Below are 25,315 nucleotides of genomic sequence, written 5' to 3'. Positions count from 1 at the left end.
CATTAATCTTCTGCCCTTAACTCTCCTTCACTACTGGCGATGAGTGTGGCCACAGTGGCGTCTCCTGTAATATTGGCCACCGTACGCGTCATATCAAGTATTCTGTCTACCGGAAAGATGATGGCGATCCAGGCGGGGTTTAAGCCCACTGTCTGAATAATAATGATGAGCATCACCAAACTCGCGCCTGGCACAGCGGCGGTACCTATGGAGCCCATAGTGGCTGTAAGCACGATAACGAGCTGCTGAGAAAGCGAGAGGTCTACAAAATGAAGCTGAGCAAGGAATACAGTGGCGATTGCCAGATAAAGACTGGTGCCATCCATATTCACCGTGGCACCAATAGGCAAGACAAAACTCGATACATTTTTAGAAACGCCCATTCCATCTTCCACACACTCCATAGTCACAGGCAGGGTAGCTGCGCTAGAGCTTGTAGAAAATGCCAGGAATTGCGCCGGGCTCAGGATTTTGAAAAACTTTTTGTAAGAGATTTTCTTGATAAATGTGGACGTGACCAGGGGATAGAAAGCAAAAAGCATCACGCCCAGGCCCAGGAGTACTGTGATGGTGTAGGAACCCAGGCCTCTGAATATCTGAAAGACCTCAGCAGGGCTGTCGGCCATTTTGGCTACTACGCCAGCCAGGAGCGCAAAAACGAAGAAAGGTGCTGCTGCCATGATGGTGTCCACCATCCTCAGAAACACCTCGTTGATAGAGGAAATAAAGTTTTTTACAGGAGCCCCTTTGTCATTGGGGACCACTGCGAGTGTGATCCCGAAGAAAATGGCAAAGAAGATAACCTGAAGCATCAGCTTATTGTCTGAGATGGACAGAATGATGTTTTCAGGTACCATGTCCACAACGAACTGCAATGGAGGTACCTCCTTTTGCTTCTTGGCGAGCGCTACCTTGTCCTCAACCGTTTGCTGCTGCGCAGCCAGTTCTTGTCCATCACTCATCTCCATCACCAGATCTGCATAGGCAGGATCATTGAGGAAGTTCTTGCCATCTTTTACTTCCACACCCGGGGTATTTTGCACCCAAAGCTCATAGGAGATTCTGTTTTTCATCCGCTGGGCATCATCAATGTGCGAGCCCGGCGCAATGAAATTGACGATAAGGAGGCCGACCGTAATGGCAGTCACCGTGGAGACCAGATACAGGCCGAGGGTTTTAGCACCCATTCGCCCCAGTTTGGAGGTGTCATTCAGACCTGATACTCCATCGATAATGGAAAAAAGGACCAGGGGTACCGCAATGAATTTCAGCAGACGAATAAAGATCTGACCAAAAGGATCAATCCAATCAATGGTAAACTGATTCCATCCAAGGGCGCTGGATATAAAGGCCCAGATAATACCAAGAACAAGCCCAATAATGATCTTTACGTGGAGTGGAAGTTTTTTCATGTTGAAGTTTTTAGATACCGCTGATCTATGTTTTCCAAAATTGCGAGAATATTTATCCTCGTAATTTATTGGTTCTGGCGATCAAATAGAAATCAGCGATGACCAGTGCGGCCATGGCTTCTACGATGGGGACAGCACGTGGCACCACACATGGATCATGACGACCTTTGCCGGAAACGGTTACTTCGTTGCCCTGGGTATCTATGCTGGCCTGATCCTGCATGATGGTGGCCACAGGTTTAAAGGCCACATTGAAGTAGATGTCTTGCCCGTTGGATATGCCACCCTGTATACCGCCAGAAAGGTTGGTTTTTGTTTTCACAGTTCCGTCTTCCACGTAGAAAGCGTCATTGTGTGCCGAGCCCTTCATTTTGATTCCTTCGAAGCCACTTCCGTATTCAAACCCTTTCACCGCATTGATGCTGAGCATGGCTTTGCCCAATTCGGCATGGAGTTTATCGAAGACTGGCTCACCCAGCCCTACGGGTACCCCTTTGATGACTCCCGTCACTACACCGCCCACAGTGTCTTGTGATTTCCTGACGTCATCGATGTAGTCAAACATTTGCTGAGCCATCTCAGGATCCGGGCAGCGTACAGCATTGTCTTCCGTTTTGGAAAGGTCAAGTTGCTCATAGCTTTTCTCCAGCTTTAAAGTGCCAACCTGAGATACATAGGCATGAAAGGAGATGCCAAATTCTTTGAGCATAAGCTTGGCGACCGCTCCGGCAGCTACGCGCGCGGCAGTCTCACGGGCAGAGCTTCGCCCACCTCCGCGATAGTCCCGCACTCCATATTTTTCATGGTAGGTGTAGTCCGCGTGTGATGGCCTGAATTTCTCGGCGATGTGACTATAATCTTTACTTTTCTGATCCTTATTGCGGATCAGAAGTCCTATAGGAGTGCCAGTGGAGAGCCCTTCGAACACACCGGATAATATTTCTACTTCGTCTTCTTCTTTTCTTTGGGTGGTGATTTTAGATTGGCCGGGCTTTCTGCGGCTGAGCTCAGACTGGATAAAGGCCATGTCAATTGGTATTCCTGCCGGGCAGCCGTTGATGGTGACGCCAATGGCCACGCCGTGTGATTCACCAAAGGTGGTGATGCTAAAAATCTTCCCAAAAATATTTCCCATGAATGATCGAGTGATTATTTACGGATGAAAACCAAGACCGTAAGCGCTAACATAGCCAAAATAAATACGTTGGCAAAGATTCGCATCCATGAGCTATCGTCCAAGCTGGAGAGGGTATTTTCTTTAAATTCTATCCCATCATAGAATGAGCCCATATCATTGGAGAGGATATATTCGTTTTTTCGGCTTTCGCCGGTTACCGCCAATACCTGTTGCGACCTCAGCGTGTCATATACGCCTTTTTCAGGATTGAAAAAGATCCATTTGAAATAGTCACCAAGCTGATAGGTACCCGGCTCATTGGGGATTCCATAATAGTTGAAGCTTTTGGTGCCTTTTACCTCACCACCTGAGCGGGTCACGTTTTGCTTCACGTTGGGTGCGTAGAAATCAAATATGTCAGTCTCGGGCAATCGGGGTTCTTCTATGGCACTGATGTTGCCTTCGCCCAGGATATTGAAAGTATAGTTGAAGCTTTCTCCGGTTTTGAGGTCCAAACTGTTGATTTTTTCTGCAAGGCGATAATCCCCCACCGCCACCTGCTCTTTCAGCGGGTGAGGAGGCAGGCTTTTTACGGTGACTGTTTTTGGTTTGGAATAGAACGTCTCAAAATCTTCCTGCCTGTTTCTCCCGAAAAAAGAAGGGTTCTTGGCCACTTTGTATTTGATGAGTTTCAAACCCACAGTGGGGAAAGTGATGTTTTCCTGATTGAGTGGATAGAATGAGGCCTGATAGACCCGATACTGGGTGAAGGCGCGGTTGTTGATGGTTACGGGCTCACCGTTAATGTTGTCGATATTGAAATTTTCCTCCCAACAATTGGCGGGTTTTATTTCTTTGACGATTTCGGTGATCTGTTTGCCCAGGTCATAAAAGCGCATATCCGCTCTGTTGGACTCAGCCACATAAAAGGCGAGTGTGGTGGTGAAGCCTTCACCCACGTATACTTCCTTTTTGTCTGTGGTGAGGGCCAAAAAGGCATCGGCATCCACATCGATAAACTCTGTGGGTTCGCTGTTTCTGTTTTTGAATACATCGAAAGGATCTACAAAAGGATCGTTGGACGGTCTTTGTTGTTGCTTGGCTGGAGGACCCACTTTTATGGTGAATCCGGGAACCTCTATTTTTTCGTCGTTGATGGTCATGGAAAAGCCATTGACCTGAAAGGTGCCCTCACGGGTGGCCTGATAATTTTGGATGATGCTCTGTGAGGAAGTCATCCGGCCATTGATAAAACTTGTGGAGGTGGAAGAGGAGGTTCCTCTTTTGACAAAACCATCAATCTCCGGGAAAGGGGTATAGCCTTTGAGCCGTTCGTTTTCTACTTTGATGGTGATGCGGAAATATTGGTTCATCCCGATTTCTGTATCCCCAATTTCCACTTGTTTTTCCTGAGCCAAAGCAGGTAATGAAAAAATAAGTACCATCAAACAACCTAGCCAGCCTTCTCTCGTTTTTAACATATGTGTTACTTGAAATCGTTTGCAGTGAATGCTTTTTGATCTTGCATCAAAGCTATTAATTGTTTAACTTTTAAGTAATGCGTTTTCAGAAGGAAAACGTCAATTTTGTAGTGTTAGTTAACCCTTTAACAAAATTTCACATTTATGTTAGAGTATTTCAAAACCATCCTTGCAAAAGTAAGTTTTGACCGGTGGCTCTTTGAAAAAGAGCTGAAGAAAGCGATCAGGTCACTGGTCCCGGAAGAGATAATCACTTTAAGGGACTGGTGTTATGATCAGTTTGGTCAGATTTATGAATCTATTTTGAATAAGTGCTTCACGAAGGCACTCAGTTAAGCCCCAAAAAGCCCTCCCGATGACTATCGGGAGGGCTTTTTTATGTCAGAGTTTTTGTAAATTTCTCCGGGCACCAGCTGCCAGTTTTTTCAGCTCCAGGGCTTTGTGCACAAGCTCAGGGTTTTTGTGCTGGTGATAAAACAATTGAAAAATATCGAGGATAGAAATATCACTGCCTTCTTCGATCAGGGACATCTGATCCCCTACTTTCACTTTTCCAGGTGTGATCACCCGTAGGTATACACCGGAGTGGCCGGCATCAATAAATTCCTTGAGGACTTTTTGTGTTCCGAAACGAATCCCGAGTTTGAAACAGGGCTGCCGGGGCTCTGAAACCTCCACCATCGCTGTGCCAATGCTGTAGATTGATCCGATGTGAATTTTGGATTCATCCAGACCCATCACAGTAATATTCTCCCCGAACATGCCCCAATCCCAGGATAACTGGGGGTACCTTGACTTCCAGAAAGGGTACACATCGGCAGAGAACAAATAACATGCCTTATCTATGCCGCCATGATACTTGCGGTCCACCACATGGTCGTTTTCCACATCTTCATATCCCAGCGTGATGTGATGATTTACCGGATACTTGAAGATTCCGGTTTCCACTTCTTTCCGTTTCCACCGGACGGTTTGCCTTTCTCCCAGATTGATTGAGACCACCTGCATGTCCTATAAGAGTTCGTTGGCAATGTTGGCCAGCTCTGAGCGTTCGCCTTTTTCCAGCGTGATGTGGGCGTACATCGGGTGCCCCTGTATGCGATCAATCAGATATGAAAGTCCGTTACTTTGAGAATCCAGGTAGGGCGTATCAATCTGATAAATATCCCCGGTGAAGATGATCTTAGTGTTTTCGCCGGCTCTGGTGATGATGGTCTTGATCTCATGTGGGGTAAGGTTCTGAGCCTCGTCCACGATGAAGAAAATATTGGACAAACTCCTACCTCTGATATATGCCAGGGGGGTAATCATAAGTTTCTCCTGATTGACCATCTCGGTGATGTTTCTAAATTCCTTATCACTTTCCTTAAACTGGTTCTGGATAAACTTCAGGTTGTCCCAAAGCGGCTCCATGTAAGGGTTGAGTTTGGATTTGATGTCGCCGGGCAAGTATCCAATGTCTTTATTGCTCAGTGGCACGATGGGGCGGGCAAGGTAGATCTGCTTAAAATTTCGCCGCTGCTCGAGCGCAGACGCCAGTGCCAGGAGGGTTTTTCCGGTTCCGGCCACTCCATTGATGCTCACCAGTTTGATGTCCGGATTCAGCATGGCATGTATCGCAAAGGTCTGTTCTGCATTGCGTGGCTTCACTCCGTAGATAGGCATTTTATCCACCTTATCGATGGTCTTTTCTACGGCATTGTAGTGAGAGAGCACAGAGTTTTTCTCACTTTTCAGAATATAATAACTGTTGGCTATGCCTTTTTTCCTGCCCAGTACTTCTTTACGATCTATAGACCCCATCCTGAAAAGATGATCAATGCTGTCCGAGGACACATCTACTTCATATTTTCCCGTATGGAGGGTGCTTACATTTTTGATCTTTCCGGTTTCATAGTCTTCCGCGGGCAGGTCCAGCGATTTGGCCTTGAGCCTCAGGTTGATGTCTTTGCTGATCAGAATCACCTGTCGCTTCTTTTCGTTTTGCTTCAGGGTCAGGGCGGCATTGAGGATGCTGTGATCATTTTTGCGTTCGCCAAATACCTTATGGGCGTCCACCTCACTGTTCATCTCCATGAGTACTTTAAACTGTCCCTTGGACTTCCCATTGAGTGGATTCCAGTTTTGAAGCATTTTACCCTCGGCGAGCTTATCCAGTAGTCTGGTAAACTCCCGGGCCTCAAAATTCTTAGTGTCATTCCCCTTCTTGAAGGTATCCAGTTCTTCTAAAACCGTGATAGGAATGCCCACGTCATGCTCTGCAAAATTGAGAATAGAATCATGAGCATAAAGGATCACAGAAGTATCCAGAACGAATATTTTCTTGTCTTTGATGGTGGTTTTAGCCATAGTAAGAAGTTGCTTGCAGTGAAAAAGGGGGCGTCTTGTAATATTAAAAATTTGGAGATAATAACTTTAAGAAACAGCTAAAAATCTGCAAAAAATTATTCTACCGCCATGTACCAGTCTTCCTGCTCACGGGGGATGATTTTGAGTACATTGGCGATCACCATTTGCACCATGGTATGGGAGGCAGATGGGTAGTCCAGACCGGTGAGTTCTCTAAATTGATTGACGGTGACTTTTTCGTTTTCATTGAGGTAGTTGAAAAGGAGCTTTTCGTTCAGCCCATAGGCGAAATGGGTGTCTTGTGGCTGATTGTTGAATTTCAGAATCTTTCTGATCTCGGGGCTGGCCTGTATGGAACGGTCACCCACGCGTACGAAGGCCTTCCCGTAGCGATGTTGCTTCTTTTCAAAAGCGTAGTACGGTTTCTTTTTGCCTGGTAAAATGTGGTAATGCAGTAGCCCACGCTTCTCGGTGAGCTGAAATGTGTGCACTTCAAAAGCTATGGACGGACGGCAGAGTTCTCTGATGGCTTTTTGGAGGAGAAAATCTTCCTCCTCTGCATATTTACACCCCACGATGGACCGGTCATCGTCCACCCCTACAAACAAATGTCCTCCCTTGGTATTGGCGAAAGCCACTACCTCCCGGATGACCTTTTCAGGGTGGGCAATCTTACGTTTGAACTCTACCAGATCACTTTCACCGCCATAGATCAGTCGTTTGATCTCATGCAATTCCATAACCGAAATCTAATAATCTTCCTCTTCATCTTCTCCTTCGGGCATAGAAAACATACTACTCAGGAGGTCCTTAAACTGCATGCCGCGCTCTAGTTTGTGCTTGCTGAGCAGGCTGTACTCGGCCAGTCCATGCAGGGCAAATTCCATCAGGAAGAGCTTAAACTCTTTGGGTTGTTTACCGTGCTGATCACTCACCAGCTGCTCCAAACCGGGGATTTGCATGAGTTCTTGCTCATAGGCCGTGGCGGAGTAGTCGTGCAGCACGTCTACCATGTTGCCGTCACCAAACCAGTCAGTAATTTTTTGATACGGATTTTTCCCTTCTTTCTGTTTTCTGTTGCTTTCAGGATCAGGGAAATAGTTGATAAACTGCTTACGAATGGCTTTTCCGACAAGGTTTTGCGCCACGATTCCCGGGCCCTCCTGTTCGCCTTCATAGACCAGTTCCACTTTGCCGGTAATGGCCGGAATCACCCCGATGAGGTCGGAAACCCGAACAAATGTTTTCTTTTCATTATTGACCAGAAGTCTTCGCTCCGCGGCGCTGATCAGATTTTCGTAAGCCGAGATGGTCAGCCTGGCTGAAACACCGCTTTTGGCATCTACGTACTCACTTTCCCTGGCTTCAAAAGCCACCTGCTCGATCAGGTCTTTCATGAGATCGAAAACCCCGATCTGTTCCGACTGGCTTTTTTCAATGCTGGCCTCCTGCTGGGTGATTTTCTTCCCGATCTCGAGGGATTTCGGATAGTGGGTGATGATCTGGCTGTCGATGCGGTCTTTCAGCGGAGTGACAATACTTCCCCTGTTGGTATAGTCTTCGGGGTTGGCCGTGAAAACAAACTGCACATCGAGGGGTAGACGGAGTTTGAATCCCCTGATCTGAATGTCGCCTTCCTGCAGGATGTTGAAGAGGGCTACCTGTATCCTGGCCTGCAGATCGGGCAACTCGTTGATGACAAAAATGCTTCGATGTGATCGGGGGATGAGTCCGTAGTGAATCACTCGCTCATCCGAATAGGGCAGTTTCAGACTCGCGGCTTTGATGGGGTCTACATCGCCAATCAAGTCAGCGATGGTCACATCGGGTGTGGCCAGCTTTTCGGTATATCGGTCACTTCTGTGCATCCAATGGATGGGCGTATCATCACCGTACTCAGCCACTGCATCCTTGGCAAATTTAGAGATGGGCCTCATGGGGTCATCATTGAGGTCAGAGCCGGCTACACAAGGGATGTATTCGTCGAGGAGGAGGGTCATCATTCTGGCGATGCGAGTCTTGGCCTGCCCTCTGAGGCCCAGAAAGTTGATGTTATGCTTGGCAAGAATGGCCCGCTCTATGTCAGGGATGACTGTGTCTTCATACCCCCAGATTCCTTCAAACACGTTGTGCTTTTTCTGAAAGTTGGCTATGAGGTTTTTTCTGAGTTCCTCCTTAATGGTGAGTGGCTCGTACCCCGTATTTTTCAGCGCTCCCAATGTCTTTATGCTTAGGAGTTTATTGGCTGGTATCTCTGTGTAGTTCATCAACGGTTTGTTAAAGGTTTTTCCTTCGGTTTTTTTTGTAGTCTTCAAAAATCAGATGGCCCAATCCCTGAAGGCTGCTGTAATAGGCATTGCCACTGTTTACTTCCGTAAACTCCCGGACAAATTGCTGGAGGTAGGGATCAGAAGCAATCATAAAAGTGGTAATGGGAATATTGATCCGGCGACATTGGGCCGCCAGATTAAGGGTTTTGTTCAGGATTTTTGGATCCAGTCCGAAGCTGTTTTTGTAGTATTTGATTCCTTCCTTCAGGCACGTGGGCTTGCCATCAGTGATCATAAAGATCTGTTTGTTCTTATTTTTTCTCCTTCTCAGGAGGTCCATGGCTAGTTCCAGTCCGGCCACTGTATTGGTGTGATAGGGGCCTACATTCAGGTAGGGAAGGTCTTTGATTTCGATCTGCCAGGCGTCATTGCCAAACACAATAATGTCCAGTGTGTCCTTGGGGTACTTTTTGGTGATCATTTCCGCAAGAGCCATAGCCACTTTCTTCGCAGGTGTAATGCGGTCCTCTCCATATAAGATCATGGAATGGCTGATGTCTATCATCAACACAGTGGAGGTTTGAGTTTTGAATTCGCGCTCCCGCACTTCCAGGTCGCCTTCTGTGAGCATGAAGTCACCAAACCCATGGTTGATCTGCGCGTTTTTGAGACTTTCCGTGAGCTCAATTTGCTCCGGGCTGTCGCCAAACTGAAATTCTCTGAAGTCTGAACTGATCTCGTCGCCACGTCCGGAATGCCTGGTATGGTGGTCGCCTTTCCCAGATTTTCTGAGCTTTCCGAAAATTTCTTCCAACGCACTTTTCCGGATGGTTTGCTCACTCTTTGCGGTGAGCTTGAATTCCCCTTTTTGATTGTCATCAGTAATGTATCCCTTGGCTTTCAGGTCTTCAATGAAGTCCCCAATCCCGTATTCTGCATTGCTGATATTGTACTGTCTGTCCAGGTTGGTAAGCCAGCTCAGGGCCTCAGCCACGTCTCCCGCGGTGATCACCATGAGCTGAAGAAAGACATTGAGCAGGTTGTCAAAGGTGCTTTGCTCGGGGTTTTTCTCAGGGATGTATTCGGTAAATCGTTGGCCAATCATACGGATGTGGTTTTGGTCTTAGTAAACTAAAAAAAACCAAGAATGATTTCCACTTTTTTAAGAATACCTCAGATTTTTCTAAGGATGGTCCAAATGATTAGCGGAAATAGAAAAATCCTCTTAAATTTAAGAGATAGACCCGTTCGATATGCCAGGAAGAAAACCCATATTCGCCAGCCTTTTTGTAGATATTATGACAGTGCTGCGTGACGGTCTCTACAAAATTTTCCTTGAACCCGCTTCACCGGAGAAACGCAGGGCGAAGCGAATGAAGGACAACAAAAACAAAAATTCTTAAGGCTTATTTTTTAGGCATTGTGCCAAATACCACATCCCAGAGGGGAGAAGATACCCCAAAGGCATTGTGTTGGTCTTTGTAATGGTGAATGCCATGATGTACCCAAAGCACCTTGAAAAAATTCTTTGGTGGTTTGAAGGCGTGTACCATGTAGTGCACCCAAAGGTATGAGGCGTATCCCATCAGAAATCCGGGAAGAAACCCGTATACCAGGTTGCCCATGATCAACCAGTACAGTCCAAAGAAAAGTGCACTGATCACGATGCTCAATGGCGGTGGCATGGCCAGCCTGTCTTTATCTTTTGGGTAGTCATGGTGAACGCCATGTACGGTATAGGCAAATTTCTCCTGTTTGTCCGTTTTGGGCTGCAGGTGAAATAAAAACCTGTGCATGATGTATTCTATCAATGTGAACGCCAGCAGTCCAGCCACGAATAATAATGGTGCATTCACAGCATTGATGTATCCCTGGTTGATCCCGTAGACGATCAAAATAGTAGAAATAGTGCTAAACAAAATCAATGGAATGGCAATGTGCGTTCTGGTGAGTCTTTCCAAAACTGGATTTTTGAATAGCGCTTTGGTCCCTTTTGTATGAGGTTTGTTCTTAAGTTCCATACCTTATCAGCCGATTTGCTGCAAAGTTAATTCTAAAATGATAAATGAAAAGTATTTCACAAGAGTGTTGAGACACTGTTTTTAGTGTTTTCCATAGTCTGTACATAAAACCGCTCATATAGCGGTAAAATATTAGTTACGTCAAAATCCTTGGCTCGGTTTAGCGCACCTTCTTTAAATTTTCCGAGGTTAGCATCATCCAGGATGTGTATGGCATGCTCGGCCATGGTTTTGGTATCTCCTACCTCACAGACAAAACCGGAAGTACCGTGCAGGTTGAGCTCGGGAAGCCCACCGGCGTTGGTAGAAATGACCGGAACCTGACAGGCCATAGCCTCCAGCGCAGCCAGTCCGAAACTCTCCTTTTCAGAAGTCATAAGAAAGAGGTCAGATACGGAGAGCACCTCTTCTACGGCCTCCAGTTTCCCCAGAAAGCGCACATCGTCTATGTTGCACATGCTTCTGCAGAGCTCTTCCATGGTGTGGCGCTCAGGACCGTCACCAACCATGAGCAGCTTGGAAGGGATGACTTTGCGCACCCTGTTGAAAACATCAATGACGTCCTGTACCCTTTTTACCTTTCGGAAATTGGAGGTATGAACAATGAGTTTTTCATCCAGTGGGCAAATGGCCTTTTTGAAATGATCCTTTTTTTGCTTTTTGAAGCGCTCCAGGTCTATGAAGTTGGGGATGACCGCTATCTCACGTGTGATGTCAAAGTGCTCCAGAGTATCTTTTCGCAGGTCTTCAGAAACAGCCGTGACGCCATCCGACTGGTTGATGGAAAAAGTAACCACGGGTTCGTAGGTGGCATCTTTGCCCACCAATGTAATGTCTGTGCCGTGTAGGGTAGTGATCACCGGGATCACGATACCCTTGGTTTTCAGAATCTGCTTGGCCATATAGGCCGCAGACGCATGAGGGATGGCGTAATGAACATGGAGAATGTCAATTTTTTCGTGCTCCACCACATCCACCATTTTACTGGCCAGGGCCAACTCATACGGCGGGTAGTCAAACAGAGGATAGGATTTCACTGAGACCTCATGATAATAGAGGTTTTCACTAAAGAAATCGAGCCGGGTGGGCTGCGAATAGGTGATAAAATGAATTTCGTGACCTTCTTTGGCCAGGGCCTTTCCCAATTCCGTAGCCACTACACCACTCCCACCGTAGGTGGGATAACAGACAATTCCTATTTTCATAACTATGCAAAGGTAAACGTGGGGTTTAACCTTTTGTTCTTATTTTATCCATTTAGCCATTAATGCCTCATACACGACATCCTGGATCTTTGTACGAATGTTCTTCTGGATAAGTTTGTAATTATTAGAGTTGGGGTGTATTCTGTTAGATAGAAACACAAAAATAAGGTTGTATTGGGGGTCTGCCCAGACCATAGTGCCGGTGAATCCTGTATGGCCAAAGCTCTCGCTGGTAGTGAAGGCTGATACATTGCCCACTTTGTCATCCTTTTTGTCCCAGCCTAGTGCACGGCGGTTGTTGGGGAAAAAACACTGATTGAAATATTGTATGGTGGAGGCTTGCAAAAATTGGTGGTCACCATAAGTGCCGCCCTGCAGGAGTGTTTGCAAAATCACCACCAGGTCGTGAGACGTAGCAAAAAGACCAGCATGGCCTGCTACACCACCAAAAACCGCGGCATTTCGATCATGTACTTCGCCCCAAACGAGCTCCTCTCTGAAATAATAATCGTGCTCTGTCGGGGCTATTTCGAACCGCTGAAATCCATGATCCAATGGATTAAAAGTAAGTCTCCTAAGGCCCATGGGCTGATAGAAGGTTTCAGACAAATATTGATCAAGTGGCTGCCCGGAAATCTGCTCCACCACCTGGTGCAGGATCATGAAACCGATATCGCTATAACTATAGAAGGGTATGCTGTCATACTGAATCAGTGGAGACTGGATGATCCAGTTTTTCAAAGTGTCCTGAACGATGGTATTGGGGCGGGTATGGTAGCTGCGACGATCGGCCAGCAAAGCCGCCTCATCCTCATAAAAAAAGGTTTCCAGCATATCTGCCGACCGTACTTTTTGCCAAAAAGGGACGTAAGGTTTTAGGCCGGCATTGTGAGCAAGCAGGGCCCGTGCGGTAATGTGTCCCTTATTGGAGTTTTGATACGCCGGGAGGTATTCATCGATTCTGGCATCCAAATCCAGCCGCCCATCTTCATAAAGTTTCATGATGCCTAGCAATGTACCCGTTACTTTAGTGACAGAAGCCAGGTCATACAGGGTGGTTTTTTCAGCGGGAATCAGGCTGTCGTAAGTCAGGAAGCCATAGGCTTGATCCAGGACAATAGCGCCATCTACTGCAATGGCCAACTGACCACCCGGGGTGCTCCCACTACTGATGGCATCGGCCATTATCTGCTCTATTTTGAATAGCGCAGACTTGTCAAGTCCGGTCATTTCAGCCGGAGCATAGCCCAATATTTTTTTACCTGCCACCTCGTCATTATTGAAGGTCGAAAGCTTTTCAACCGCATAAGGGAGTCTGCCGCTAATGTCCGAGGCACCGAAGAGCTGCTGAGGGATGACGTAGCTGTAAATTTCACTAGGGTGGCTGTAAACGAGTGCCGCGTCCAGCATCTCTGCATGATCCCGCAGGTTCTCAATTTCTCCCACAAAGATGATATCACGGTCTCCACTCAAAATACCTGGTGGTATGAAAGAGTTGTTATCCAAAACAATGGGTGAATGACTGGTTAGAATTTCCCCATAAGCGGTCTTCACATAAGCATATTTTCTGAGCATGTTGGCCATAGGGCCATAGGGCTGGTTGGTCACAAAGGAAATGGTGTCACTCAGGATAGGGAATATTCCAGGCACCCGTTGCAGTGGAATGATGGAGGCCTTGCTGATCGCCACAGCCAGTTGGTTTGGTATTTGGTCTGTGGGAGACGTAGCAGGGCTCAAGAGTCTGGCGAGGATGTTGTGCCGTATTTTGTCTTCCAGAGACACGGTGGAGGCTATTTTATCGGAGTACTTTTCCAGTCGGCTGCTCGCGGTTTGGGTATCCGCTTCAGGGATCACCCAGAAGTCATTCTCTTCAAATACCCGGATCAGCTCCTTCTTTTTTCTGGCAGAGGTGAATGAGAGGCTTTTTTTATCCCGGAAGAAGTCGGGATCATGTGCTTTCATTTTCTGCAAAACCAGGTCCACGGTGGTGCCAGGATGATTTACCTCCGGGAGGATGAGCATGTCGATACCCCGGCTTTTGCTGGCGGCTTTCAGGTGGTAAAGGTAGGTGTTCAGCAGGTCGGCGTGGGAGAGTGCTGCCAGGGTGTAGAGCCCGGGAAGGTTGACCAATTCTTCCGTGAAGGGATTCAGTCGCTCGTCGAGCTGCACCACAATGAGTTGGTTTCTTTTTCCAAGTGAGGTTTTAAGGGGTTCAGAAAAGTAGATGCCACCAAAGTCACCCGAGACCGTGGGGAGGGTAGCTTGTGAGGTGCTCACCAGCACGAGCTGATTGAGGCGTTGTGTGGTACTCATGTGCCGATACAGGCTGTCAGCTTTCTCGGCTACAAAACCTGAGGCATAGAGCGCTCCGCAAAAGAGCATGAAACTAAGAGTGACCAATATGCTTTTAATAAAATGCATTGTGTCAAATTAAATTAACTTTGTACAAAGACCTGTGTTACTGATCGAAAATATCAGCTAGCCAGTCGAATAAGCAATGAATATCCTTGGCGGGATACCAAAACAAGGAGATCAATCGCTTGTTTATTTGGTAGAACATAAGATAATCAACATGAGATTCCCTTCTTTTATAAAAGTGCCCAAGACCCGTCGTTTCGAAATAGAACCTCGCTATTACGACCCTGTAAAAGAGCAGATCAAAGAACGTACCGAATATATCCGGAGGGAAATGGAAGGTGGTCATTCAGAAAGTTATAGCCCTGGTAAGATTAGCTTTCAGCGGAAAACAGACGCAGTGCCCAATACATCGCTTTTGCAGATGTTGATAGCGGCGATACTCGGCTGCCTGGTCATGGGCTGGTTATACTTTGGCAATGATGCCCTCTATGTGCTTTGGCTTGCGGTACCCGTTTACCTATACTTCAGATTCAAAAAACCATCACGAGGCGCCCAGTAGATGGAGGATATTGTTTACTTACTACCCGATAGTATTGCCAACCAGATCGCTGCCGGAGAGGTAGTACAGCGCCCTGCGTCTGTGGTGAAAGAGCTTCTGGAAAACAGCATAGATGCCGGCGGCACGCAGATCAAGCTGGTGGTGAAGGATGCCGGTCGTACGCTGATCCAGGTGATAGACGATGGCAAAGGCATGAGCGTCACCGATGCACGGATGAGCTTTGAGCGGCACGCCACCTCCAAAATCAGGACGGCCGAGGATCTTTTTAAGATTCGGACCATGGGTTTCCGTGGAGAGGCGCTGGCTTCCATAGCTGCAGTAGCTCAGGTGGAGATGCGCACCAAAAGAAGGGAAGACGAGCTCGGTACCATTTTGCAGGTGGAGTCTTCCGAAATCAAAAAGCAGGAGCCCCTTGCGACTAAAGATGGCACTTCTATCAGTGTCAAAAACCTATTTTACAATGTGCCGGCCCGTAGGAATTTTTTGAAATCCAATCCCGTAGAACTCAGGCACATTACTGATGAATTTCACCGGGTGGCCCTTGCCAATCCGGAAGTGGCCATGTCCATGACCAACAACGATCTGGAGATGTATCAGTTGGAAGCGGGTAAACTGAGCAAACGCATCGTCCAGCTGTTCGGAAAAAACTATCAGCAGCAACTAATCCCCTGCGACGAGGAAACCCCGCACGTTAAGGTCACTGGCTACGTGGGCAAACCGGAGTTTGCCAAGAAAACACGTGGTGAGCAGTTTTTCTTTGTGAATGGAAGGTATATCAGGAATAATTACCTCAATCATGCTGTGTCCACGGCGTTTCAGGGCTTACTGAAGGAGGATTATTTTCCTTTTTATGTGCTTTTCGTGGAGATGGACCCACTCCATGTAGATATCAATGTGCACCCCACCAAAACCGAAGTGAAGTTTGATGATGATCGAATGCTCTATGGCGTGATCAACTCCGCAGTGCGTCAGTCCCTGGGCTCGTTCAACGTGACTCCTTCGCTGGATTTTTCTACCGATGTAAACTTCGAGCAGTTTACTTCCTCAGCCATGCGATCAGGAGGGGGGTCGAGTATCAAAGACAATCAGTACGCACAGTTTAAAAACATTGATTCAGAAAGGGACAAAGCCAAAAACTGGGAGTCGCTTTATGATTTTGCGAAGCGAGAGGATATCATATCCTCTGAGCAAATGGAGAAGGAAATGCCTGAGGAAACGGTCACGTTTTCCAGCAGCATGCACGAGCACCCCGATCAGGGAGAGCTCATCCCCAGCAAGACCTATCGCCTGCACGGGAAGTACCTGATCAGGCAGGTGAAGTCGGGTATGACCATCATAGATGAGCGAGCGGCTTTTGAGCGCATCCTTTTTGAGCGCTACCAGACCAAGCTCACCCGTGATGCCAGTGGTTCGCAGAGTAGCTTGTTCCCGCAGCAGATTTCTTTAAACCCATCTGATTATTCCCTCGTTATGGAGATAAAGCCGGAAATTCAGAAGCTCGGATTTGAGTTTGAGGAGATGGGTCAGCATATGATCGTTATTCAGGGCGTACCAGCAGAACTTTCCAATTGTAATGAGAAGGAGATTTTTGAGGAGCTGCTCGAACAATTTAAATTCAATAAAAAAGAACTGGGGATTAACCAAAAGGAAAACTTGTGCCGGTCGCTGGCCAAAAGAACCGCGGCGATCAAGTGTAAAAATCTGGGAGATCAGGAGGCCGAACAGCTGATTGATCAACTTTTTGCCTGTAAGCAGCCCAACTATACACCTGATGGTAATCCGACTTATAAATTGATTAGTTTAGACAAAATTAAAAGCTGGTTTAGCTCATGATGAGAATCACACCGATGGTGAAAAACATCCTGATCATCAATGTCGGGATTTTTTTAATTCAAGCCATTCTTTCCCTCCCCTTATCACAAATATTTGGCCTTCGGGTGGTTTTTGCTGATGATTTTGTGCCGTATCAGTTTGTCACCTACATGTGGATACACGGTGGCTTTGGCCACATTTTGGGCAATATGTTTGCGGTATTCATCTTCGGACCTATGCTGGAGCAGGTATGGGGATCGAAGCGCTTTCTGACTTTCTATCTGATCTGTGGGATAGGTGCCGGTGTGCTATACGGGGCGGCTGATTATGTGGAAAACATCAGCTTGAAAAATGATACCGAAGCGTATCTGGACAACCCAAATCCAGAGGCTTTCAGCATGTTCATAGTAGAGCACAAATCTTATCATTACAACCTGCCGAGGCTGGCGGAGTTCTCGGATGATTATTATAAAAATGCAGACAATGTGGCCTATCAGCAGCAGGCCATCGAGATTGTTAAAGATATTTTCTCATCCATCACCAATGTGCCTATGGTGGGTGCATCCGGTGCGGTATTTGGAATTTTGATGGCGTTTGGCATGTTGTTTCCCAATACGCAGCTTTTCCTGCTTTTTCCACCGATCCCGATCAAGGCTAAATATCTGGTCCTTTTTTATGGACTCTATGAACTTTATTCCGAATTTAGTCGGACGTCCGGTGACAATGTCGCACACCTGGCACACCTGGGAGGCATGTTGATTGCATATATACTACTTAAGATTTGGCAAAAGGACAATGGGAGGTTTTACTAAATGATGAACAACAGCATATTAGACGATTTTAAGAACGCCTGGAACAAGCCCAACAACGCTCCGGCGCAGTTGATCATTATCAACGTCATTGTGTTTTTATTTCTGGGGGTATTGATGGTGATCAGCAGACTATCCAATGCGGATGCTTTGTTCAGTGTCATTTACAATCAATTTTCCATTCCCCCTTCTTTCGGGGAGTTTCTCACGCGACCATGGACGCTGATCACCTACGCTTTTGCCCATAGTCTCACAGGCATTTTGCATATCCTGTTCAATATGCTGGTTTTCTATTGGTTCAGTAAGTTGATCCTCGAGTTTTTGGGAAACAAAAAAGTCATTGCCATCTACGTTTTGGGTGCGTTGGCTGGCGGAGTGGCTTATTTGCTGGTATACAACCTCATTCCCTTCTATCAGGAGCAGGTGGCATCTATAAGCGGTATGGTAGGGGCCTCAGCGGCGGTATACGCCACAGTAGTAGCAGCAGCCGTATTCATGCCTAATTACACTTTTTTCATGCTCTTTCTGGGCCCGGTGAAGATCAAGTACATCGCCGCATTTTATGTGGTGGTGTCCTTCCTTGGTAGTACCGGGGGCAATGCCGGGGGCAATATTGCTCACCTGGGTGGAGCACTTATAGGGTGGCTGTACATCTCCCAGCTGCGATCAGGTACAGATATTGGTGCCTGGATCATCGGTTTCATGGAGTGGGTGAAAAGTTTTTTTGTAGCATCGCCCAAAATCAAAGTGACCCATCGCGGTGAGCCCGCTAAATCCAAACCAAGAAAATCGGCCGCCGGAAGTAAAAGTGAGCAGGAAGAAATAGATGCCATTCTGGACAAAATCTCCCAATCGGGCTATGACAGCCTGAGCAAGGAGGAAAAACAAAAACTCTTTAACGCTAGTAAAAAGTAATTCAGTGAAAATTCTCGCCTTTTTCGCCTCTATGCTACTGATTTGGGTAGCTTCTTACGGTCAGATCACTCAGGAGGAGCTGATGAAAATGCTCAATGGAGAAGCTGATAAAGATTATATCGGCACGGTCACTCTGGGCCTCCTGCAAGGTGGCGGGTCGCTCATAGGTGGCGATCTGGAGTTTCTGATAGAGAACAAGCTGGGCCTTCAGGTAGGGGCCGGTCTGATAGGGTATGGTGCCGCCATCAACTATCACCCAAAAGGAGGCATCCGGTCATCTTTTTTGTCACTTACTTACTGGCATCAGGGGTTTAAGGAATATTACACCCAGAGTTTGTTGGGGCCGAGCTATGTATTTAGAGGCAAAAAGTGGTTTACTGCCCAGATTGGGTTAGGTTTTCAGCTGGAAGAAGGTCCAGGAGCCAAGCAAATAAGTACAGATTTACCGCCGACACAGCTCATTTATTCCATTGGCGGATATTTTCCTTTGAAATAATTGATTGCCGGTTTTAAGGGTGAAAATTAAACTCTTCTACGGATTGAGGGTTTGACAGGGATGAAGCCTACAATCGCCATTGCCGGAGCCACAGGATTTATAGGTCGCTGGTTCATAGCATCCTACGCACATAAGTACAACATCGTAGCCCTGAGCAGAAATGACATGGAGCCTCCAGCCGGGGAGGGGGTGGTGTGGAAAAAAGTAGATCTCTATTCTGTTCGGAGTACTACGGAGGCCATCAGAGGAGCTGATTATGCACTCTATCTGGTGCATTCAATGCAGCCGTCTACCAGACTTAATCAAAGCCACTTTGAGGACACTGATCTGCTGTTGGCGGATAATTTTTCGCGGGCGGCGGAGACTGTGGGCCTGAAACAAATTATTTTCATGGGAGGTATTCTGCCCAAAGATGAGAGTCAGCTGTCTACCCACCTGAGAAGCAGATATGAAGTAGAGCTTACCCTTGGTAGCCGGAGCGCTGCCCTCACAGCGCTGAGGGCGGGCATTATAGTGGGGCCAGGGGGCTCCTCATTTGAGATCATTGAAAAACTGGTGACCAGGCTTCCTGTGATGCTTTGTCCTGAATGGACAAAATCGGAGACCCAGCCAGTGGCTCTGGCAGATGTGTTGGAGGTCATTGATTACTGTTTTGGAAATGCGAAGGCCTATGATGAGGCCATTGAGATCGGGACTACAGAGCAGAATACCTACATGGGGATGCTGCGGACTACGGCCAAAATGCTTGGAAAACGCCGGTTTATCAGATCCGTGCCAGTGTTTTCACTCGGGCTTTCCAAACTCTGGGTGGCGGTGTTCTCTGATAGCAGTACCACGTTTGTTTCCCCACTGATAGAGAGTTTGCGACACAAAATGACAGTGGAGGAGCATCCGCTAATCAATGCCCTTGGTTTGAAATATAAAACGTTTGAGGAGGCTGTGGAATTTACCTTGAAAAATGCGGATAAGGTGCCTCAATTACCTAAAAGCGTACCGGGAATTCGGGCTAAAAATACGGTGCGGAGTGTGCAGCGCCTGTCCAACCCGGGTGGGAAAAGCGCAGAGTGGGTAGCGAAGGCTTATTTGACATGGCTGCCGGATGCTTTTCGGTACCTGATCAAGGTCAATGAAGACGCGGATTTGGTGAGCTTTCAACTTTTCGGGATGGTACTCCTCAAGTTGCGATATGCCACGGAGCGGAGTGATGAAGAACGTCAGGTCTTTTACATCGTGGGCGGCCTATTGGCTGGCAAGGAAGGCTATGGTTGGCTGGAGTTCAGGTCGGTATTGGAGGGGCGATACATTGTTGCGGCCATTCATGAGTTTGTGCCGCGTCTGCCCTGGTATCTTTATGTGAATTCACAGGCGCTGCTGCACCTCTGGGTAATGAATAGATTTGGGAAGTTTCTGTCCCGTCAGCAGCGGACGGAGATTTGAAAAATTCACATTTCTTATGGGCAGGAAAAGTATATCTTATATCATAAGATATGATTACATTTATTAGAAGTAATCATACGCCATATGTCTCGATTTTTTTCATTGCTGCTTTTGCTGTTTACACTGAGTCAGTGCGTCTCCCCCCAGTATGCCTGTATTGACCTGACTCAAAAAAAGAAAAAAGACTTTCGTCACAGTAGAATCAAAAAGCATTTTGTGGCTCCTGACAACCAGCAAGCTTTAGAATCCACGGATGACTTGCTGGAGGAGTACCCTTTTTTGGCCAAGATGGCAACGGATCCGGTCATCCTTTCAGATGAGAATGTGGGGTTCGTGATGCCTGAGATGGGAGGCCTCGAAATGATGGCTGAGCGCAAACGCGGTGAGAGAAGGCTGTCGGGGATTGAATCCCGACGGATTGAGCAGCTAAAGGCACGGGTGGCCGAGGTGATACCACCGGATTTGCTGGATCAGATGAGCCAAGCGCAGGATACCTCCGTCACGCGCTTCGATGATGTTTACAATGAAGCCAAATCATTGGCCATTATCTCCTTTTCCAGCTCCATTGCTTCCATTCTGGCCATTGCTTTGCCGATGTTCATATTTCCTCTGATTATCGTGGGGTTAGTTACAGGGATAATTTCGCTCAAGCGGTACAAGAAGGCATTTAATAAGGATTTCAAGGGGCTAGCCATTGCCGGGGTGATCATCAGCTCGGCCTGGCTCGCCTTGATTCTGGCAGTTTTGATCATGGTCATACTGCTCTTTTCAGGAGGATGGTAATTATGCTGCTTTATTTTTATTGGCTAGCTGACCGCATGCCGCGTCTATATCTTTACCACGACTCCTTCGGATGTTTACAGTCACTTTGTTTTTCTTCAGGTAGTTGGCAAACTTCTCCAACCGGTCCTCCTCAGTATTCTTAAAGTTGGCTTCCGAAATGGGGTTGTATTCGATGATGTTGATTTTAGAAGGAATCTGACGGGCAAATTTCAGTAGGTTTTCTGCATCCTCCAGGGTATCATTGAAGTTGTAAAACAGGATGTACTCAAACGTAATTTTGTTTTGAGTTTTTTGGTAGAAATACATCAGCGCCTCCCGCAATGCTTCCAGGGTATTACTTTCGTTGATCGGCATGATCTGGTTCCTTTTCTTGTCATCTGCTGCGTGCAATGACAGGGCCAGGTTGAATCGTACCTCATCGTCGGCCAACTTTTTGATCATCTTGGCAATTCCCGCCGTAGAGACCGTGATGCGTTTGGGTGACATGTTCAGCCCATCCTCAGCAGTGATTCGGTTGATCCCTTCGAGCACATTGGCATAGTTGAGGAGGGGTTCGCCCATTCCCATAAAAACGATATTGGAAAGGGGGAGATTAAAATCTTTCTTAGCCTGCGCGTCGATGGCCACTACCTGATCATAGATCTCTCCCGGGTCCAGGTTTCTTTTGCGATCCATATAGCCAGTCGCACAAAATTTGCAGCTCAGCGAGCAACCCACCTGTGAGGATACGCAGGCGGTCATGCGGTCATCTGCGGGGATCAGCACCCCTTCTATCAACTCATTGTCATAGAGTTTGAATGCCGATTTGATGGTGCCATCGTTTGACTTTTGCGAAGTGGCAATGCTGATAGGCCGAAGAACAAATTCACTTTCCAGCTTTTCGCGAAGCCCTTTGGAGAGATTCGTCATTTCCTCAAAAGATCGCGCAGACTTCTGCCAGAGCCACTCCCAGACCTGTACAGCCCTGAATGCTTTTTCATCCACAGAAGCAAAGTAGTCTTTGATCTGTTGCAGGCTCATCTTTCTGATATCCTTCTTCTCCATCATGCAAAGTTACGATAAGAAATTAGCTTTGGCATAGATTGTGTTTGTTGTTAAATTCACTAACATTTGACCTCACACGCTGTGCGCCTGATCATTAACACATTCATTGGCTTTTGGTTCCTGACTGCTGCTGCCCAGGAGGTGGTGGTGGAAGACCGCTATGACGAGGTATTTGGTCTGAAACCAGCTTTTTATCTGGGATTGAGGAGTGACCTGAACATGGAAGATGCGGCATTGGGGCTGGAGGTAGGTATTATGAACAAGTCCAGAAACCTAAACCTCTTCACCACTTTTGACGCTCGCCCATTCAGAAAAAAGACTCTGGAATACCGCGGAAATAATGTGTTTTATCAATATCCTGAAGAGCGTTATTTCCTTGGGCTGGGCGCTGAGTACGTTCAGCATTTCGAAGTAGCGGACCTGGGCGCTTTTGCCCAGCTCAATGGGGTGTATACCTGGGGAGTGTACGGTGGTACCGAAAGGAAGCCACCAAATGGTTGGGTGGCTATTCCCAGATTTGGGCTTTTCAGAAAAGTGGGAGACTCTGCATTTCTGAAGTTGGGGTATTCCTATTTTGATACCAAAACCAGCAAGGTGGATAGGCATAGGGTTTTTCTTTCATTTGGAGGATTCATAACCAGAAACTAATGAGAAAGCTGCTATTGATCCCGGTATTTGTTTTGGTGGCAATGTGCATTCATTGCGATGATTGCGCCTGCGATCCAGGACCTTTTTTCGGGGAGTTGAAAGTAAGATTCACCATCAATGAGGAAAACCCGGAAGTGTTACTGACCATCTTCGAAGGAAAAATCGAAAAACAAGACACCCTTTTCTCTGAGTGGGTGACAGAGTCGCCCGTTTACTATGATCTGCAGGCAGGTAAATATTACTCAGCCACAGTGACTTACTCGAAAGGTATCCGTCAGATCGTGGCAGTGGATGGCAAGAAAATGACCATTGGTTCGGACGATTGTGACTGTGACTATGCGGAAAATCTCTCCCTCAATTTGAAGCTGGCGGATTAGTGGATTGCACCTTGAAATATCGCCTGATACTGATTGGTGATCCATTTTTGTCATAGCCATCAATAGAGACCTCAAAAGTGCCGGCAGTGTCACCGGTATAAAATTCAAGTTCTTTTGTTCCATTTTCACCAACAGTAAGTGAGGGGTTCCAGAATAACTGCTGCCTGTAGTCCGGGATTCTGGCCAGTCGCTGGTCGGCATCTTCGTAAGACGGGAAGCTGAATTCCTGAACCGGATCGAGCCCTTTGTATTGAATATTCAAACTATTGGGCCCGGGCTTGTAGCCATGGAGGTTTCTTTCGAAAGTGTGAAAAGAAACGATGCCATCTGCCACGAGTGGCCCCACAAATACTCTATTGTTGATAATCCCAATGCTTTCAATTTTGTAAGGGCTGAAGTCCAGTATTTCTTCCGCCGTGGTGGGCACTCCATCTATGAGCAGAAGTGGATCTAATGAACCCGGTGTTACATATTTAGTAAGCACTTTGATCTTTGATCGTGTTTTGTTTTTTCTGGCCATCACCTCAGGGATGAACTCTATAAAGTGCTCGTGGAGCTCCGGAAACCTGTTGTAATCATCCAGTACATAGCTTATGTCATAGTCAAACTGAGGATTCCAGTAAGTCTGTGGGACAATGCTGTCTTTTTTCAGTTCATAGTAGGCATTTTCAATCTGGTTTCTCACACTGCGCTCAACCAAAGCGGAGACCTGTGAGGAATCTAAATAGGGTAAAGAATAATCGAAAGGAGGATAAATCTGGAGAAACTGGCCTTCCAGCTGAAAGGAAACCTCATTGGTAGAGCCCAGTACACTGATGTATGCCTCGCGGGGCCCCTCTGCAGGATTGATCAAAAGCTGAAAGTGACCGTGCTCATCTACCTGGGCGGTTTGCAGCTGATAATCATCTCCACTGATGCTCAGTGCCACGAAAGGTGGTTTGTCTTCCGATGGCGCTTCATAATTCAGTGCTCCCTCTATCAACTCACCACGGAGTTCAGGTAACCATTTTACGGTTTTCGGCATTTCGGTTTTCGGCCCTTTCCATTCGCTCGCCATGAGGCTATTGTCCATCGTTTTCCAGTCGGAAGTTTCCTGAACAGAAAGATTCCAGGACTTGTTGATTCTGCCAAACAGGGCCTGATGGATGGCAGAGGTGGGCTGATGGCCTATTTCCATTCTTCTTACTGAGACGGATACATCCGCCCCATGGTCAAACTCGAGCGGAATGGTCACTGGGGATCGGGTATGGTAAGCGGCCATACCCTCACTCCTTTGCTCACGCAAGCTACCCGGATGCCATAGGAGCCGTGAGGCCAATTGATCACCTGTACCACTGGTCAACGTGACCAGATAGGTACCTGCCATGAGTTTGGTTTTGGGCAGTGAAATGCGTGCATTCATTTCTGCAGGTTGTTGGAAAACGGCGTTTTGGCCATCATATATGGAGAGGGTTAAGATGCCTGGGCTGGAGGGCCCTATAGGCGTGATGCCATAGCTATGGCCAGCGTCCCTTATCTGGATGGTCGCTCCATCGGAAGTCACTTTTGGCAGGTCAAAAAAATGAAAATTACCCGCCTGATCCTCTAATATGGCCTGATGGGACTCGCCCTCTTTCACTGGGATGGTAAAGCGGCTCAACCCCATTTGGGAGGCAGGGATATCGGCGATCTTTTCGCCGGATGCGCTGACAACCCGTCCACCGATGCCTGCTGGGTTGCCTTGATCAATTTTCATCACCAGGTCATTTTCGTGTCCGGCGACTATCACGCCACCTTCAGGGTAAAAGGAAACGGACAATTCCTCATTTTGCGCTGGTTGAGGATATTCCTCGAAGGGATTGATCACCGTAATGGGTGTCTGAAAATAATCCTGAAAATTTTTCATCCACCGGGTATAGGCCAGCAGCTGATATCGCCCTGAAGACACTAACGAGGAAAGGAAGAAAGTACCGTTTCCCCGTCCTTTGGTCAAATGAATTTTCTTTTGAAATACAGGTTTTCCGTCGGATCCTATCAGCTCTACATATAGGATACTGCTAAGCGGGGAAGGCTGGCCGGTATCGGCACTGCGGACAAAGGCCGAGAAGTACAGTGTTTCTCCGGTAAGTATAAAGGCACTGTTGGTTTGTAAGTAAACCTCCTCCCGAACGTCGAGGTGTTGACCTGTGACCGTGAAGATGATGAGTATGATGGCTGCTATGGAAAGGATCTTTTTTATCATT

General features: G+C 47.1%; 23 protein-coding genes. 10 read left to right on the top strand and 13 right to left on the bottom strand.

The genetic code is table 11. From position 1 onward, the window contains the following. Nucleotides 1-2 precede the first annotated feature (2 nt). The 3 genes from ACHKAR_RS06480 to ACHKAR_RS06470 are packed head-to-tail and all read right to left on the bottom strand — an operon-like array spanning nt 3 to nt 4,010. The gene (locus ACHKAR_RS06480) at nt 3-1,412 is read right to left on the bottom strand and encodes a dicarboxylate/amino acid:cation symporter (protein ID WP_395416652.1); all 1,410 of its coding nucleotides are present in this window, start codon (nt 1,410-1,412) and stop codon (nt 3-5) included. Nucleotides 1,413-1,464: 52 nt separating this feature from the next. Beyond that, a complete protein-coding gene (gene aroC / locus ACHKAR_RS06475; protein ID WP_159584197.1) occupies nt 1,465-2,547 on the bottom strand; it encodes a chorismate synthase in 1,083 nt (360 codons plus the stop codon). A 14-nt stretch (nt 2,548-2,561) separates the two neighbouring features. Beyond that, on the bottom strand, nt 2,562-4,010 hold the full coding sequence (locus ACHKAR_RS06470; protein ID WP_395416651.1) for a BatD family protein: 1,449 nt from the start codon (nt 4,008-4,010) through the stop codon (nt 2,562-2,564). A 144-nt stretch (nt 4,011-4,154) separates the two neighbouring features. Between ACHKAR_RS06470 and ACHKAR_RS06465 the strand changes: the two genes are divergently transcribed. Beyond that, the gene (locus ACHKAR_RS06465; RefSeq protein WP_395416650.1) at nt 4,155-4,346 is read left to right on the top strand and encodes a hypothetical protein; all 192 of its coding nucleotides are present in this window, start codon (nt 4,155-4,157) and stop codon (nt 4,344-4,346) included. A gap of 45 nt (nt 4,347-4,391) precedes the next feature. On the opposite strand, the gene ACHKAR_RS06460 is transcribed toward ACHKAR_RS06465, so the two are convergent. From ACHKAR_RS06460 to ACHKAR_RS06425, 8 genes are all read right to left on the bottom strand, one after another. Then, nucleotides 4,392-5,018, bottom strand: coding sequence for an MOSC domain-containing protein (locus ACHKAR_RS06460; protein WP_395416649.1), 627 nt, complete (start codon nt 5,016-5,018; stop codon nt 4,392-4,394). A gap of 3 nt (nt 5,019-5,021) precedes the next feature. Continuing rightward, on the bottom strand, nt 5,022-6,359 hold the full coding sequence (locus ACHKAR_RS06455; protein WP_395416648.1) for a PhoH family protein: 1,338 nt from the start codon (nt 6,357-6,359) through the stop codon (nt 5,022-5,024). Nucleotides 6,360-6,454: 95 nt separating this feature from the next. Further along, nucleotides 6,455-7,099: an AlbA family DNA-binding domain-containing protein gene (locus ACHKAR_RS06450; protein ID WP_159584207.1), complete on the bottom strand. Its 645-nt coding sequence runs from the start codon at nt 7,097-7,099 to the stop codon at nt 6,455-6,457. 9 nt (nt 7,100-7,108) lie between these two features. After that, on the bottom strand, nt 7,109-8,626 hold the full coding sequence (locus tag ACHKAR_RS06445; RefSeq protein ID WP_395416647.1) for a magnesium chelatase: 1,518 nt from the start codon (nt 8,624-8,626) through the stop codon (nt 7,109-7,111). 10 nt (nt 8,627-8,636) lie between these two features. Then, complete coding sequence (locus ACHKAR_RS06440; protein ID WP_395416646.1) at nt 8,637-9,734, bottom strand: vWA domain-containing protein; 1,098 nt, start codon at nt 9,732-9,734, stop codon at nt 8,637-8,639. Nucleotides 9,735-10,035: 301 nt separating this feature from the next. Beyond that, the gene (locus tag ACHKAR_RS06435) at nt 10,036-10,590 is read right to left on the bottom strand and encodes a sterol desaturase family protein (RefSeq protein WP_395416645.1); all 555 of its coding nucleotides are present in this window, start codon (nt 10,588-10,590) and stop codon (nt 10,036-10,038) included. 116 nt (nt 10,591-10,706) lie between these two features. Beyond that, a complete protein-coding gene (gene bshA, locus ACHKAR_RS06430; RefSeq protein ID WP_159584215.1) occupies nt 10,707-11,855 on the bottom strand; it encodes an N-acetyl-alpha-D-glucosaminyl L-malate synthase BshA in 1,149 nt (382 codons plus the stop codon). A gap of 39 nt (nt 11,856-11,894) precedes the next feature. Beyond that, entirely contained in the window at nt 11,895-14,276 is a 2,382-nt protein-coding gene (locus tag ACHKAR_RS06425; RefSeq protein ID WP_395416644.1) for a serine hydrolase domain-containing protein, read from the bottom strand. A 151-nt stretch (nt 14,277-14,427) separates the two neighbouring features. Here ACHKAR_RS06425 and ACHKAR_RS06420 point away from each other — a divergent pair, with 151 nt between their 5' ends. The 7 genes from ACHKAR_RS06420 to ACHKAR_RS06390 all read left to right on the top strand — a co-directional run bounded on the left by ACHKAR_RS06420 (nt 14,428) and on the right by ACHKAR_RS06390 (nt 21,024). Then, on the top strand, nt 14,428-14,772 hold the full coding sequence (locus ACHKAR_RS06420; protein WP_159584219.1) for a bromodomain-containing protein: 345 nt from the start codon (nt 14,428-14,430) through the stop codon (nt 14,770-14,772). Continuing rightward, a complete protein-coding gene (gene mutL / locus ACHKAR_RS06415) occupies nt 14,773-16,605 on the top strand; it encodes a DNA mismatch repair endonuclease MutL (protein WP_159584221.1) in 1,833 nt (610 codons plus the stop codon). Further along, the gene (locus tag ACHKAR_RS06410; protein ID WP_159584223.1) at nt 16,602-17,396 is read left to right on the top strand and encodes a rhomboid family intramembrane serine protease; all 795 of its coding nucleotides are present in this window, start codon (nt 16,602-16,604) and stop codon (nt 17,394-17,396) included. Before mutL ends, ACHKAR_RS06410 begins: the two co-directional genes overlap by 4 nt. Further along, the gene (locus ACHKAR_RS06405) at nt 17,397-18,308 is read left to right on the top strand and encodes a rhomboid family intramembrane serine protease (RefSeq protein WP_395416643.1); all 912 of its coding nucleotides are present in this window, start codon (nt 17,397-17,399) and stop codon (nt 18,306-18,308) included. 4 nt (nt 18,309-18,312) lie between these two features. Beyond that, complete coding sequence (locus ACHKAR_RS06400; RefSeq protein WP_159584225.1) at nt 18,313-18,804, top strand: hypothetical protein; 492 nt, start codon at nt 18,313-18,315, stop codon at nt 18,802-18,804. A 60-nt stretch (nt 18,805-18,864) separates the two neighbouring features. Continuing rightward, a complete protein-coding gene (locus ACHKAR_RS06395) occupies nt 18,865-20,241 on the top strand; it encodes an NAD(P)H-binding protein (RefSeq protein ID WP_395416642.1) in 1,377 nt (458 codons plus the stop codon). 84 nt (nt 20,242-20,325) lie between these two features. Further along, nucleotides 20,326-21,024, top strand: a complete 699-nt coding sequence (locus ACHKAR_RS06390; protein WP_395416641.1) for a DUF4190 domain-containing protein — start codon at nt 20,326-20,328, stop codon at nt 21,022-21,024. Here the strand turns inward: ACHKAR_RS06390 and rlmN are convergent, their stop codons facing one another. Then, complete coding sequence (gene rlmN, locus ACHKAR_RS06385) at nt 21,025-22,068, bottom strand: 23S rRNA (adenine(2503)-C(2))-methyltransferase RlmN (RefSeq protein ID WP_255465505.1); 1,044 nt, start codon at nt 22,066-22,068, stop codon at nt 21,025-21,027. It lies immediately after the preceding gene. Nucleotides 22,069-22,134: 66 nt separating this feature from the next. On the opposite strand from rlmN, the gene ACHKAR_RS06380 reads away from it, so the two are divergent. Both ACHKAR_RS06380 and ACHKAR_RS06375 read left to right on the top strand, forming a co-directional pair. Then, on the top strand, nt 22,135-22,716 hold the full coding sequence (locus ACHKAR_RS06380) for a hypothetical protein (RefSeq protein WP_395416640.1): 582 nt from the start codon (nt 22,135-22,137) through the stop codon (nt 22,714-22,716). Further along, nucleotides 22,716-23,093 (top strand): hypothetical protein, encoded by a 378-nt coding sequence (locus ACHKAR_RS06375; protein WP_159584235.1) that lies wholly within the window; start codon nt 22,716-22,718, stop codon nt 23,091-23,093. The genes ACHKAR_RS06380 and ACHKAR_RS06375 overlap by 1 nt, the downstream gene beginning before the upstream one ends. Here ACHKAR_RS06375 and ACHKAR_RS06370 read toward each other — a convergent pair. Next, a complete protein-coding gene (locus ACHKAR_RS06370; protein ID WP_395416639.1) occupies nt 23,071-25,314 on the bottom strand; it encodes a hypothetical protein in 2,244 nt (747 codons plus the stop codon). The genes ACHKAR_RS06375 and ACHKAR_RS06370 overlap by 23 nt on opposite strands. Between the last annotated feature and the right edge of the window lies 1 nt (nt 25,315).

The sequence above is a fragment of the Marinoscillum luteum genome (genome assembly GCF_044005705.1).
GTDB classification, from domain to species: domain Bacteria; phylum Bacteroidota; class Bacteroidia; order Cytophagales; family Cyclobacteriaceae; genus Marinoscillum; species Marinoscillum luteum.
This window is presented reverse-complemented; position numbering and strand designations above follow the sequence as displayed.

Coding starts and splice junctions, on each gene's coding strand:
- ACHKAR_RS06480 (WP_395416652.1), bottom strand. CDS start 1,412: ATGAAAAAACTTCCACTCCACGTAAAGATCATTATTGGGCTTGTTCTT.
- aroC (WP_159584197.1), bottom strand. CDS start 2,547: ATGGGAAATATTTTTGGGAAGATTTTTAGCATCACCACCTTTGGTGAA.
- ACHKAR_RS06470 (WP_395416651.1), bottom strand. CDS start 4,010: ATGTTAAAAACGAGAGAAGGCTGGCTAGGTTGTTTGATGGTACTTATT.
- ACHKAR_RS06465 (WP_395416650.1), top strand. CDS start 4,155: ATGTTAGAGTATTTCAAAACCATCCTTGCAAAAGTAAGTTTTGACCGG.
- ACHKAR_RS06460 (WP_395416649.1), bottom strand. CDS start 5,018: ATGCAGGTGGTCTCAATCAATCTGGGAGAAAGGCAAACCGTCCGGTGG.
- ACHKAR_RS06455 (WP_395416648.1), bottom strand. CDS start 6,359: ATGGCTAAAACCACCATCAAAGACAAGAAAATATTCGTTCTGGATACT.
- ACHKAR_RS06450 (WP_159584207.1), bottom strand. CDS start 7,099: ATGGAATTGCATGAGATCAAACGACTGATCTATGGCGGTGAAAGTGAT.
- ACHKAR_RS06445 (WP_395416647.1), bottom strand. CDS start 8,626: ATGAACTACACAGAGATACCAGCCAATAAACTCCTAAGCATAAAGACA.
- ACHKAR_RS06440 (WP_395416646.1), bottom strand. CDS start 9,734: ATGATTGGCCAACGATTTACCGAATACATCCCTGAGAAAAACCCCGAG.
- bshA (WP_159584215.1), bottom strand. CDS start 11,855: ATGAAAATAGGAATTGTCTGTTATCCCACCTACGGTGGGAGTGGTGTA.
- ACHKAR_RS06425 (WP_395416644.1), bottom strand. CDS start 14,276: ATGCATTTTATTAAAAGCATATTGGTCACTCTTAGTTTCATGCTCTTT.
- ACHKAR_RS06420 (WP_159584219.1), top strand. CDS start 14,428: ATGAGATTCCCTTCTTTTATAAAAGTGCCCAAGACCCGTCGTTTCGAA.
- mutL (WP_159584221.1), top strand. CDS start 14,773: ATGGAGGATATTGTTTACTTACTACCCGATAGTATTGCCAACCAGATC.
- ACHKAR_RS06410 (WP_159584223.1), top strand. CDS start 16,602: ATGATGAGAATCACACCGATGGTGAAAAACATCCTGATCATCAATGTC.
- ACHKAR_RS06405 (WP_395416643.1), top strand. CDS start 17,397: ATGATGAACAACAGCATATTAGACGATTTTAAGAACGCCTGGAACAAG.
- ACHKAR_RS06395 (WP_395416642.1), top strand. CDS start 18,865: ATGAAGCCTACAATCGCCATTGCCGGAGCCACAGGATTTATAGGTCGC.
- ACHKAR_RS06390 (WP_395416641.1), top strand. CDS start 20,326: ATGTCTCGATTTTTTTCATTGCTGCTTTTGCTGTTTACACTGAGTCAG.
- rlmN (WP_255465505.1), bottom strand. CDS start 22,068: ATGGAGAAGAAGGATATCAGAAAGATGAGCCTGCAACAGATCAAAGAC.
- ACHKAR_RS06375 (WP_159584235.1), top strand. CDS start 22,716: ATGAGAAAGCTGCTATTGATCCCGGTATTTGTTTTGGTGGCAATGTGC.
- ACHKAR_RS06370 (WP_395416639.1), bottom strand. CDS start 25,314: ATGATAAAAAAGATCCTTTCCATAGCAGCCATCATACTCATCATCTTC.